This is a genomic window from Bacillus sp. AFS001701 (assembly GCF_002559405.1).
Taxonomy (GTDB): Bacteria; Bacillota; Bacilli; order Bacillales; family Bacillaceae_G; genus Gottfriedia.
The window spans coordinates 1-12,601 of the sequence record NZ_NTZO01000569.1 but is presented as its reverse complement, the minus strand read 5'-3'; the positions used below and the strand labels follow the sequence as shown (position 1 = coordinate 12,601).

Genomic DNA, 12,601 nt, shown 5'->3' with positions numbered 1-12,601 from the left:
AAAAAATTCTTCAAAAAAAAATTGGTGCTGTCGGAGAAAAAACAAAGAACCGATTAGTTGAAGAAGGATTTGAAGTAGCTTTCCTTCCAAGTCAATTTACTGGTAAAACATTTGCTTCTGAGTTAAGTTACATAGTAGAAAAAGGAACAAAATTTTTATTTTTACGTGGCTCTTTAGCGAGTGATAACGTACCAAAAATACTAGGAGAAAATGGTCATATAGTTAATTTATTAACCGTTTATGAGACCATTGCAAATCTAGGTATTAAAAATGAACTGTTAAATTTATTAATAAATAAAAAACTGGATGTGATTACATTTTTGAATCCATTTAGTGTTGAACAGTTTTGCTTTTTGATTGGAAATGCAATTAGTATGGAAGATTTAAAAAACATTCAAATTGCTTGTATCGGTGAAGTAACCGCACAAAAAGCTAGAGAAAAAGGTTTGAATAATATTATTGTTCCTAGTAAATTTACAACAGAGGCTTTAATTAAAAAAATAGTAGATGATATTGATTAATCAAATCGTCTTTAAAAAGAAGGAGAAAAAAATGACTTATTCTATTCCGTTTGATCGTCACCGTCGTTTAAGAAGTACACAAGCATTACGCTCTATGGTTAGAGAGACTCATTTACATAAAGAAGATTTTATTTATCCTCTTTTTGTTGTTGAGGGACAAGGGGTAAAAAATCCTATTAGTTCAATGCCAGGTGTATTTCAATTTTCGTTAGATGAATTAAAAAAAGAAATGGATGAAATTGTATCATTAGGTATAAAATCTGTCATATTCTTTGGTATTCCTGATGTTAAAGACGCAGTAGGTTCTGAAGCGTACTGTGCAACTGGAATCGTTCAACGTGCGATTTCACAAACGAAAGAACAATATCCTGAAATGATTGTTATTGCAGATACATGTTTATGTGAGTATACAGATCATGGACATTGTGGAGTTTTAGAAGATGAGTATGTTAATAATGATGAATCGTTAATACTATTAGCAAAAACAGCAGTAAGTCAAGCACAGGCTGGCGCAGATATTATTGCTCCTTCAAATATGATGGATGGATTCGTAGCAACAATTCGTCATGCCTTAGATGAAGCTGGATTTGATAATATTCCAATTATGTCATATGCAGTAAAATATGCTTCAGCATTTTACGGACCATTCCGTGAGGCAGCTCAAAGTGCTCCTGGACAAGGTGATCGTAAGGCTTATCAAATGGACCCTGCAAATCGCTTAGAAGCGTTCCGTGAAGCAGAATCAGATACAGTTGAAGGTGCAGATTTCTTAATCATTAAACCAGCTCTTTCATACTTAGATATCATTCGTGATATCAGAAATAACTATCACCAACCAATCGTTGCTTATAATGTTAGTGGAGAATATGCAATGGTTAAAGCTGCTGCATTGAATGGTTGGATTGAAGAAGAAAAAGTAGTAATGGAAAAATTAATTAGTATGAAACGTGCTGGTGCAGATATGATTATGACTTATCATGCTAAAGATGCTTGCAGATGGTTATCAGAAGGGAAGTAATAATAAATGAGATCATATAACAAGTCAATTGAAGCTTTTGAAGAGGCAAAACAAGTACTTCCTGGTGGAGTAAATAGTCCGGTACGTGCATTTAAAAGTGTCAATATGTCACCAATTTTTATGAGTCATGGTAAAGGTTCTAAAATATATGATATAGACGGAAATGAGTATATTGATTATGTATTATCTTGGGGACCTCTAATTTTAGGTCACTCAAATGAGCGTGTAGTTGAAGGCTTAAAGCGAACAGCAGAAACTGGAACTAGCTTTGGAGCACCAACATTAAAAGAAACAGAATTAGCTAAACTTGTGATCGAAAGAGTGCCTTCGATTGAAGTTGTTCGAATGGTTAACTCAGGAACAGAAGCGACAATGAGTGCTTTACGTCTTGCTCGCGGATTTACTGGACGAAACAAAATCTTAAAATTTGAAGGATGCTATCACGGACATGGTGATTCCTTATTAATTAAAGCTGGTTCTGGTGTAGCTACACTTGGATTACCAGATAGTCCTGGTGTACCTGAAGGTGTTGCATCAAATACAATCACTGTTCCTTATAATGATTTAGAAAGTATAAGATATGCTTTTGAACAATTTGGAGATGACTTAGCAGCGGTTATTGTTGAGCCGGTTGCAGGTAATATGGGTGTTGTTCCGCCAGTTGAAGGTTTCTTAGAAGGCTTAAGAGAAATTACGACTCAATATGGTACATTATTGATTTTTGATGAAGTTATGACTGGCTTCCGTGTAGGATATAATTGTGCTCAAGGTCATTTTGGTGTAACGCCTGATATCACTTGCTTAGGAAAAGTGATCGGTGGAGGTTTACCAGTAGGTGCATATGGTGGTAAAGCTGAAATCATGAATCAAATTGCTCCAAGTGGCCCAATTTATCAAGCTGGAACTCTTTCAGGAAATCCTTTAGCGATGACGGCTGGTTACGAAACATTAAGTCAGCTATCGAAAGAAGATTATGTAGAATTTAACCGAAAAGCTGATTTGCTAGAAGCTGGTTATAAAGCTGCAGCTGAAAAATACAATATTCCACATTGTATTAATCGTGCAGGTTCAATGGTTGGATTCTTCTTCACAAACGAAAAAGTTGAAAATTACGAAACAGCAAAAACATCTAATTTAGAAATGTTTGCTAAATACTATCAACTAATGGCTGAACAAGGTGTCTTCTTACCACCATCACAATTTGAAGGTTTATTCCTATCAACTTCACATACAGACGAAGATATTCAAAAAACGATTGCAGCTACTGAATACGCATTTTCGCAATTAGTTTAATTTAAGGTGGTGTCCTATTTTTAGGGCACCATTTTTTGTTATAGCAAATAGAGTTGGTAAAGCTTCAGTAGAACGACTGTAGTGAAAAATAGAGAAGTTCAAGCTGCAAATAGATAGAGAGGAGAATCGCAAATAAGATGCCAGTCTATGTAAAAATAGATGAGGGGAAAGCTACAAAAAAGTAAACTGCAAATAAAATCAGAGAAACGAAAAGTAGAACTAGAAATCTATATATTGTTTTAAACAATTCAATATCGAAGAAAAATCTATAAATATGATCGAGCGAATGAAAAAAAAACCTCTAGTTCCCCATCTACTAATTAGTAAATAATTTCAATGACATAGTTGCTCATTTTTTTGCAGTTTTTTCTGATACTATTCGTCCAATCCTTCTTAAATGCCATTCTTTATTATTCTTTTTCCTATTCCCTTATCACTGTATTTCTTTCATCCTGCGATTATTAAACCTTTCTTAATATAAAATAACAATCTTTTCTTCATAAATTTTTCGTTTCTTTCATAAAAATGTAATGTCATAGACCAAATTGGACGATGAGAGGAGGACATTAAGGTGTCTTCAGAAAATCAAACAAATATTCGCTTTTCATTGAAAGAAACTGTCTGGTTCCAAAAAGGACAGGAAGTTAAAGAGGTAAGGTCACTCTCGTTAAATCCAGACATTACTATACAGCAATTTGAAGAATATGTTCAAGTGAAGGGTGTCTTAACCTTAGAAGGTAATTACACACCTGATTTATCAAATCAAGGTGATTATTACTCATTAAGAGAATTAGCACCTTCAAGAATGATTGAAAATGTAATCGCTCTTGAAGATGGAAGTTGTGAAATGAATCATCAGTTCCCTGTAGATATTTCAATACCATTAACTAGGATTACTGATCTTGAAAATCTATGTGTTTCTGTAGAGACATTTGATTTTCAAATAGCTGAAAAAGGTAGTATTCAAATTGCTGCTGATTTATGTATTTCTGGTTTACATGACCATAATAGAGCAGTAGAAACTTATCAAGAACAAAGAGGGTATGAGCAATATAATAACTACGCATACGAAAACGAATATCGCTCAAGTAATGAAGGAAATGAAGGATATGAGTATCAAGAAGAAAGAGAACAAGAAGAACAATTCCAGTTCTTTCATCAACCAACTTCAGAACAGGAAACTACTGAACAAGATAATCTTTACGGCAGTGATTGGATTCAATCCCTTGAAGAGAATGAAGAGCAAGAAGAACAAGACACATATCCTGGGCAACCTACTTACTTAGAGGTTTTTCAGCCTGAAGAGGTAGTTGAAGATCGTGTCGAAGCAGTTGAAAATGAAGTGGAACATTATTATGAGTTAGAAGAAAGCGAAGAACAAAGTTATGAAGAAGAACAACAAGTAGTAGAACAACAACAAGTAGAAGAAGAATCTAATATAGAAATTATGGCCCAGTCAGAGCAGACAGAACAAACAGAACAGTTAGAAGAGCAATCAGAGGTTCAAGAGGAAGAAGAATATGAAGAAGTATTTAGAGGCTTTAATATATCAGCTGAAGCAATAGAGCCGCAAGCAATAGAACCACAAGCAATAGAACCACAAGCAGTCGATCCAACCCCAAGCTTCTTAATGAATAATAATGATGTAGAAGCTAGTCAAAGTGAAAATGATGCACAGATATCTAACAATGTAAATAATACGTATAATGAGCGACCTAGTTTCTTGAATAATGATTTTAATGTACACAGCTATTTAAACAATTCTTTAAATAGTAGACCTAGCTTCTTAGATAATGATTTTAGTACTTTGCAAAATGCTAATAATGAAAACAATGCTCAAAAAGAAATTGAAAAATATGAAGAATTATATAATCGAACTTTAGAGCAAAACTATCAACCTTATGTTAACCAACAATATCAGCAAGCACCATTTGCATATAATCAAAATCAGGAACAATTCTATCAAAATCCCTTGCCCCAAGTAAATCAAGAAAATAATTTAGAGAATCCAACTGATGTTCGTCAAACACCACCATATTATGCGGATTATTATCAAGCTCAAGTGGAGCAGCAAGAAGCACCACCACCTGAATTACCAAAAGTAGAAATAAAAGCTGATCCAGTTGGTAAAAAGGAAGTAAAAGAAGAAGTAAGTGAAGCAAGAAGTGTTAAAAGTGACAACCTACTATCAAGTTTGTTTACTGGCGAAGGAAGAGAAGATTCTTATACTAAATTAAAATTATATTTAGCTCAAAATGGAGATACAATTGAATCTGTAGCTAAAAAATATAACCTACAAACTCAGCAGTTGAATCGGGTTAATAATTTGAATGATGAATTTTTATCGGAAGGGCAAATCATTTATATTCCTGTAACTGCTATAAAACAATAACAATATGGTGAGAGCTTTGTATTAGTTAAGACACTTGTCTACTAATACAAGGCTTTTACGCATTTAGAAAGTGAGAGTGACGCATCTTGTATAGAAAACCTAAAGATGAAATAAGCGTCATTTTAGCACAGTATCATATTGTACCAAATTATTTTGAAACTGTTGGTAAGGTAGTTAAGATCTATACGAATCAAGGTGTATTCGCATTAAAAGAAGCAAATGTGAATCGAGTTTATCGAAATAATTTGATTGAAAATGTTCGTTCTTTACAAGATAAAGGATTTCGAAATGTTGTACCAATATATCATACCCAGAGTGGAGATTATATTGTTGAATTTAATACGAAGCATTACTATTTAATGCCGTGGATTGAAAGTGTTGATGAAAAGTCAGATGAGAATTTACATTTTCAACGAATGTTTACTTCACTAGGTAAGATGCATAACAGTACACAGAAAGAGAAAAAAGTAGATAAAGATCAATTACAAATCCATTATGATACGTTATCAAAAAGGTGGAGTAAAGATAAAGAAGTATTGGAAAATTTCATTGAGGTTGCAGAAGATAATTGGTATATGTCACCTTATGAACTAAGCTATTGTACGTATTTTCATAAAATATTAAGTGCACATCAATTTGCTAAAGGACAGTTAGATGAATGGTTTAAAAAAATGAAGGAAACTGAAAATACTAGAGTTGTCATGAACCATGGAAATTTATCTATTTCTCACTTTCTTGTAAATAAAAGAGGTGAAGGTGTCTTTATCAATCTAGAAAATGCACAAGAAACTACACCAATTCAAGATTTAACGAACTATTATAAGAATTCTTTTAAAACATATCCTATTCAGCAATCTGATCGTAATAATTGGCTTAAAATGTATGAAAAGAATTTTTCATTAAGAGAAGAGGAAAGAATGTTATTTTTAAGTTATATGGCATATCCAACTCAGTTTTCTTCCAAAATTTCTAACTATTTAAAGCGATCCGGGGTTAATAATGAAAAAGACAATGTAAGAGATTTATTAAATGCTTACTGGCATATGATTAATATTGAATATTTTGTCTCAAAAATACAAGAGGATATTGAAGCGGAGAAATCTATAGATGGTTTATGAGTTCAATTTGCATAATTAAGAGAGGAAATAAAAACATCTATCCAAAAAATATATCACTAAATGTTAGCAACATGGATAGATGTTTTTTATGTTTATTATTTTACATGACGTTTAATTGCATTTACTACACTTTTACGTACAAAATCCTTGTCCGTAATATGATCCTTTGAAAAAGAGATTCGAACATTATTTTCATCAGAGCCAAATAATTTAGAAAACTTACTAGTTGTTTCTTTTTGTTTTTGATTAAGTTGAAGGATTAAGTCGACTGTTTTGTCAAAGCTTAAATAGTTAACTTCAACCTCCTCTAATTTTCCACGGAATTCGCCATTCATTGGGTAAAATTCAAATTCTTGAATAATTTTCCCATATTTCTTTTTGTTTTCACTATCTCTTAATACAAATCCTTCTTCTTGAAGTGCCTGGATTACCGTTTTTAAGCCGACTGAAGGCACTACTTGAACTCCATCAGCATCATATTGGTCAACAGCTTTTTCAATTTCTAAATGAGTTTTAATCCAAATATGGGATTTGTGAAGTGATACTGGTGTATTTTCAGATAAGGTGAAAAAGAAAGGAATAATAACTTCTTCATTTGCATTTATTATACGATCAACTGATACGATAAATTTTTGTAAAGTACCATTCTTATTTATAATCTTATCATTTGATTCAACTTGATATTCAGTCATTACATGTAAAAAGACGGAATCTAGTTCTTGTTTAACTCGACCACCTTTTATATATAATTCACCTTTTACTCGTTCACCAGCTTGATATTCTGTTTTTTCAAGCTTTGTATCAATTCTCGTTCCACCGATTCCGAGAACACGAGCTAATGTATTTTTAAATAAACCCATGAATATCCCCCTAAAAATTATATCTACATACTATATAATTATCGCATAATTAAATAAGTACTAGTATACCAGAATGTTAAATAATCATTACAATTTTTTGTCGTATTTTTTTTATGTATTAAAAAATGTGGTACGATATTGACACATATTGAATAATCTAGAAAGAAATTAGAAATAATGTTGACTAAGCTTAAGTAAATTTTGTAGACTATTACATATATTCATAATGAAATGCAATGATAGGGAAGAGTACAACGAACTAGTTCTTCAGAGAGGAAACCATTTGGTGGGAGGTTTCTAGAAAATAGAGTTGGAATGTCGCCCTTGAGCAGTGACTTCGAAAGCAAAGCTTTTGGTGATTAGAAGTTACCGGATGATCCGTTATCTTTTTTAAGTGTGTCAGATAAAACACAAGTTTTTTCTGACAAAAAAAGGTGGTACCGCGAATTCAACTCCATTCGTCCTTTTCAAGGATGAGTGGAGTTTTTTTATTTTTCAATAATTATTAGAGGAGATGAATCCGAATGGAAACTACAAAAAAATCATTACCAACAAAATATGATCCGAATTTAGTTGAAAAAGATCGTTACCAATTTTGGTTAGATGGGAAATTCTTTGAAGCACAAGTGGAATCAGAAAAGCCGAAATATACAATCGTAATTCCTCCACCAAACGTAACTGGAAAATTACACTTAGGTCATGCTTGGGATACAACATTACAAGATATCTTAACTCGTACTAAACGAATGCAAGGTTATGACGTACTTTATTTACCTGGTATGGATCATGCTGGTATTGCTACACAAGCAAAAGTTGAAGCAAAATTACGAGAAGAAGGCTTATCAAGATATGATTTAGGACGTGAAAAATTCCTAGAAAAAGCTTGGGAGTGGAAAGAAGAATATGCTTCTCACATTCGTTCTCAGTGGGAAAAAATCGGTTTAGGATTAGATTACTCTCGTGAACGATTCACATTAGATGAGGGTCTATCTGATGCAGTAAAAGAAGTATTCGTTAAGCTATACAACAAAGGACTAATCTATCGTGGTGAATATATCATCAACTGGGATCCAGCAACAAAAACAGCTTTATCAGATATCGAAGTTATTTATAAGGATGTTCAAGGTGCATTCTACCATATGCAATATCCTTTAACAGACGGAACTGGAAAAATTCAAATTGCAACTACTCGTCCTGAAACAATGCTTGGGGATACTGCAATTGCGGTTCACCCAGAAGACGAAAGATATAAATCAATGGTTGGTAAAACAGTTACACTTCCTATCGTAAATCGTGAAATTCCAATTATTGCTGACGATTATGTTGATATGGAATTTGGTACTGGAGTTGTAAAAATTACACCTGCACATGACCCGAATGACTTTGAAGTTGGAAACCGTCATGACTTACCTCGCATTCTTGTAATGAATGAAGATGGTACGATGAATGAAAAAGCAGGAAAATACAATGGTATGGATCGCTTTGAATGCCGTAAACAAATCGTTAAAGATTTACAAGAGATGGGTGTTCTTGTTGAAATCGAAGAACATATGCATTCTGTAGGTCATAGTGAACGTAGTGGAGCGGTTGTTGAGCCTTATTTATCAACGCAATGGTTTGTTAAAATGCAACCACTAGCTGATGCTGCAGTAGCATTACAAAATTCTGATGATAGCGTAAAATTTGTACCGGATCGTTTTGAAAAAACGTATCTACGTTGGATGGAAAATATCCGTGACTGGTGTATTTCACGTCAATTATGGTGGGGACACCGTATTCCGGCTTGGTACCATAAAGAAACTGGTGAGATTTATGTAAATCAAGAGCCACCAGCTGATATTGAAAATTGGAATCAAGATAACGACGTTTTAGATACTTGGTTCAGTTCAGCATTATGGCCATTCTCAACTTTAGGTTGGCCAAATGAAGAAAGTAAGGATTTCCAAGCTTACTTCCCAACAAATGTATTAGTAACTGGTTATGATATTATTTTCTTCTGGGTATCACGAATGATTTTCCAAGGAATTGAATTTACTGGTAAACGTCCATTTAACGATGTTTTAATTCATGGCTTAGTACGTGACGAGCAAGGACGTAAAATGAGTAAATCACTTGGTAATGGTGTTGACCCGATGGATGTTATTGAGAAATATGGAGCAGATTCATTACGTTACTTCTTAACAACAGGAAGTTCACCAGGCCAAGATTTACGTTTCAGTATTGAGAAAGTTGAAGCTACTTGGAACTTTGTAAACAAAATTTGGAATGCTTCTCGTTTTGCTTTAATGAATATGGAAGGCTTCACATATGAAAATATCGATTTAACGAAAGAAAAATCTGTTGCTGATGAATGGATTTTAACTCGTTTAAATGAAACAATTGAAAGTGTAACAGCTTTAATCGATCGTTATGAATTTGGTGAAGTTGGCCGTGTACTTTATAACTTCATTTGGGACGATGTTTGTGACTGGTATATTGAAATGGCAAAGATTCCTTTATACGGCGACAATGAAGATGCAAAAAATATGACTCGTTCAGTTCTTGCACACGTATTAGAAAGTACAATGAAGCTTTTACATCCATTTATGCCTTTCGTAACTGAAGAAATTTGGCAATCTCTACCACACCAAGGGGAGTCTATTACAGTTTCTGCTTGGCCAACAGTTAGAGAGGAATTAACAAATAAAGAAGCTTCTGAAACGATGAAAATATTAGTTGAGTTAATTCGTTCAGTTCGTAATATTCGTGCAGAAGTAAACACACCAATGAGCAAAAAAGTTCAACTAATGATCTCTGCAAAGGATGAAACGATTGCAGCTGCATTAGAAGAAAATCGTTCATATATCGAGCGCTTCTGTAATCCAGAAGAATTAACAATTTCTACTAACCTAACTGCACCAGAAAAATCGATGTCAGCAGTAATTAGTGGGGCTGAGCTTTATCTTCCTCTAGAAGGTTTAATTAATCTTGAAGAAGAGAAAAAACGATTAGAGAAAGAATTAGAAAAATGGACTAGTGAAGTGGAACGAGTTCAAAAGAAATTAAGTAACCAAGGATTTGTAGCGAAAGCTCCTGCAGCAGTGATTGAAGAAGAGCGTCGTAAAGAAAAAGATTATCTTGATAAACAAGAATCTGTAAGAACTCGAATTGCAGAACTAAGTAAATAAGTAGTTAAAGCGGTGTAATAATAGTTAGTAAAATAAAAACGACGAATTGAGTTAATGATTCGTCGTTTTTTACTATAAAGGTAGGGTAAAGATGGTTAATACATATGAGGAAGCACTGAAATGGATGTATAACAGAACAAAATTTGGCATTGTACCTGGGCTACAAAGAATGGAAGAAATGCTAGTTAGACTAGGAAATCCTCAGCTAAATGTCAAAGCAATTCATGTCGCAGGAACCAATGGAAAAGGCTCTACAATTACTTTTCTTCAAAGTATTTTATTAGATGCAGGTTATACTGTAGGAACTTTTACATCACCATATATATTAGATTATCGTGAACAAATCATGTTCTGCGGTGAAATGATTAGTAAACAAGAATTTATTCAACTTGTAAATTGTATGATTCCAGTTGTGGAAGAAGTTGAACAGTTACCTTGTGGTGCGCCAACTGAATTTGAAATCATTACAACAATGGCTTTTTACTTTTTCGGTAAAATAAAAGAACATGACATATTTTTAGTAGAAGCTGGTTTAGGTGGGTTAGAGGATTGCACAAATGTAATGACACCTTTAATTAGTATTATTACGAGTATTGGCCATGATCATCAACAAATTCTTGGTAAAACAATAGAAGAAATCACTAAGCATAAGGCAGGAATTATTAAAAAAGGAATTCCAATTGTTACAGCAGAATTGAAAGAAAAAGCTTTAACAATTATTCAAAATGCCGCAATCAAAAATGAAGCTGATTATTTTGAATATGGTATGCATTTTTTTGCTTCACCTTTGAAAGATTCACTTTATGAAAAGTTTAATTACAAAGGCAATGACAGGTTAATTGAAAATATTGAGCTATCGATGCTTGGGCACCATCAAATTAGGAATGCTTCTTGCGCAATCTGTGTTGTTTATTTATTACAAAATAAATATGGAATGAAGTTTAGTGAAAATCATATCAAAAGAGGATTAAAAATAGCTCAAAAAGCAGGTAGATTAGAACGAATAGCTTCTAAGCCTGTCATTTATATTGATGGCGCACATAATGTTGAAGGAATTAAAAGTTTAGTGGAGACGATGAATAACCGTTTTCAGGATAAGGAAATAAAGATTCTATTCTCTGCCTTGAAAGATAAAAATGCCCGAGAGATGTTAAAAGAATTACGAGTAATAACAAATAATATTGTCATGACAACTTTTGATTTTCCTAGAGCGATGAATAAAGACGAATTAATTTCGAATGCTAATACACTTAATATAAAATATGAAAGTGATTTATCTATTGCAATCGATAAGAATATAAAGGATATAGGGGAAGACGAGATATTGTTAATAACCGGTTCTTTATATTTTATCTCGGTAGTAAGAAGGTATTTGCTAAAAAAATTCGCTTAGAATTGTAAAGGATGGCCCATAAATTTGATTAGTAAGCATAGTAATAGGTTGATTTGGATCGCATGGATTGTTCTAATGCCTATCATATTTTATTATGCTAATATGGTTAGCCCTCTTAGACATATTGATCGTTCAAATTTTTTGATTATAATCGCGTTATTTCTAATTGTAGCGAATATGCCGATTAAGATTAATGATGCTACATTTTCTTTTATTTTCGGAATCTCAATATTAGTTTTTTTATCGTATGGTTTAGTTGCAGAACTTTTAATAAGTCAATTAGCCTATTCGATTCTGTATATAAGATTGAGTATTACAAAAAAAACTCTCTACCGAATGCCACTTAATTCGTTAATGTTTGCATTATGTTCTATTGGTAGTGCGCTACTTTATTATTTAGTTGGGGGAAAGATTGAACCTACTGGGACTAAAGAAATAATGAATAGCTTAATTCCAATCCTCATTTACACACTTGTATCTTTTTGGATTAATCAAATCGTTATTTATTTTATTACGATTTACTTATATAAAAGAGAAATGAAATTGATTAATAGGGAATTTAAGTGGGATTTGTTTATTTATTTATTAATGTATCCAATCGGAATAAGTCTTTATTTAATGTTAGAGACAAAAGGATATATTACGATAATTTACATAACTATTTATTATATTATTTTAATGATTATTTTAAACTCTTTATCCTCTGCTTTAAATATGAACAAATATTTAAAGAAAACGATGAAAATAAGTCAAAAACTGTCTCAAAGAATGGAAGAAGAGGAAGTAATCGATGAGTTTTTTGAACAATTAACTACTTTAATTCCAGTTTCATATGGAAA

9 protein-coding genes and 1 other annotated feature are annotated in these 12,601 nt (G+C 32.8%); of the genes, 8 read left to right on the top strand and 1 reads right to left on the bottom strand.

Annotated elements, in window-relative coordinates; genetic code table 11:
- The 5 genes from CN514_RS23095 to ysxE all read left to right on the top strand — a co-directional run.
- Window positions 1-521 (top strand): uroporphyrinogen-III synthase (locus CN514_RS23095; RefSeq protein WP_098234576.1); only part of this gene is annotated, 521 nt, incomplete at its 5' end.
- A 31-nt stretch (window positions 522-552) separates the two neighbouring features.
- Complete coding sequence (gene hemB / locus CN514_RS23090; protein ID WP_098234575.1) at window positions 553-1,539, top strand: porphobilinogen synthase; 987 nt, start codon at window positions 553-555, stop codon at window positions 1,537-1,539.
- A gap of 6 nt (window positions 1,540-1,545) precedes the next feature.
- Window positions 1,546-2,832, top strand: coding sequence for a glutamate-1-semialdehyde 2,1-aminomutase (gene hemL / locus CN514_RS23085; RefSeq protein ID WP_098234574.1), 1,287 nt, complete (start codon window positions 1,546-1,548; stop codon window positions 2,830-2,832).
- Between the two features lie 571 nt (window positions 2,833-3,403).
- Complete coding sequence (locus tag CN514_RS23080) at window positions 3,404-5,224, top strand: LysM peptidoglycan-binding domain-containing protein (RefSeq protein ID WP_098234573.1); 1,821 nt, start codon at window positions 3,404-3,406, stop codon at window positions 5,222-5,224.
- Between the two features lie 86 nt (window positions 5,225-5,310).
- A complete protein-coding gene (gene ysxE / locus CN514_RS23075) occupies window positions 5,311-6,342 on the top strand; it encodes a spore coat protein YsxE (protein WP_176526044.1) in 1,032 nt (343 codons plus the stop codon).
- A gap of 95 nt (window positions 6,343-6,437) precedes the next feature.
- On the opposite strand, the gene CN514_RS23070 is transcribed toward ysxE, so the two are convergent.
- Entirely contained in the window at window positions 6,438-7,202 is a 765-nt protein-coding gene (locus CN514_RS23070; RefSeq protein WP_098234571.1) for a sporulation protein, read from the bottom strand.
- Between the two features lie 227 nt (window positions 7,203-7,429).
- Window positions 7,430-7,671, top strand: a binding site (T-box leader).
- Between the two features lie 55 nt (window positions 7,672-7,726).
- Between CN514_RS23070 and CN514_RS23065 the strand changes: the two genes are divergently transcribed.
- From CN514_RS23065 to CN514_RS23055, 3 genes are all read left to right on the top strand, one after another.
- A complete protein-coding gene (locus tag CN514_RS23065; protein ID WP_098234570.1) occupies window positions 7,727-10,369 on the top strand; it encodes a valine--tRNA ligase in 2,643 nt (880 codons plus the stop codon).
- A gap of 91 nt (window positions 10,370-10,460) precedes the next feature.
- Window positions 10,461-11,762: a bifunctional folylpolyglutamate synthase/dihydrofolate synthase gene (locus tag CN514_RS23060; protein WP_098234569.1), complete on the top strand. Its 1,302-nt coding sequence runs from the start codon at window positions 10,461-10,463 to the stop codon at window positions 11,760-11,762.
- 24 nt (window positions 11,763-11,786) lie between these two features.
- A partial coding sequence (locus tag CN514_RS23055) for a hypothetical protein (protein WP_141529501.1) occupies window positions 11,787-12,601 on the top strand: 815 nt, incomplete at its 3' end.

Bases quoted from the DNA above. Each gene is read 5' to 3' on its own strand.
- hemB (WP_098234575.1), top strand. From the start codon at position 553: ATGACTTATTCTATTCCGTTTGATCGTCACCGTCGTTTAAGAAGTACA.
- hemL (WP_098234574.1), top strand. From the start codon at position 1,546: ATGAGATCATATAACAAGTCAATTGAAGCTTTTGAAGAGGCAAAACAA.
- CN514_RS23070 (WP_098234571.1), bottom strand. From the start codon at position 7,202: ATGGGTTTATTTAAAAATACATTAGCTCGTGTTCTCGGAATCGGTGGA.
- CN514_RS23065 (WP_098234570.1), top strand. From the start codon at position 7,727: ATGGAAACTACAAAAAAATCATTACCAACAAAATATGATCCGAATTTA.
- CN514_RS23060 (WP_098234569.1), top strand. From the start codon at position 10,461: ATGGTTAATACATATGAGGAAGCACTGAAATGGATGTATAACAGAACA.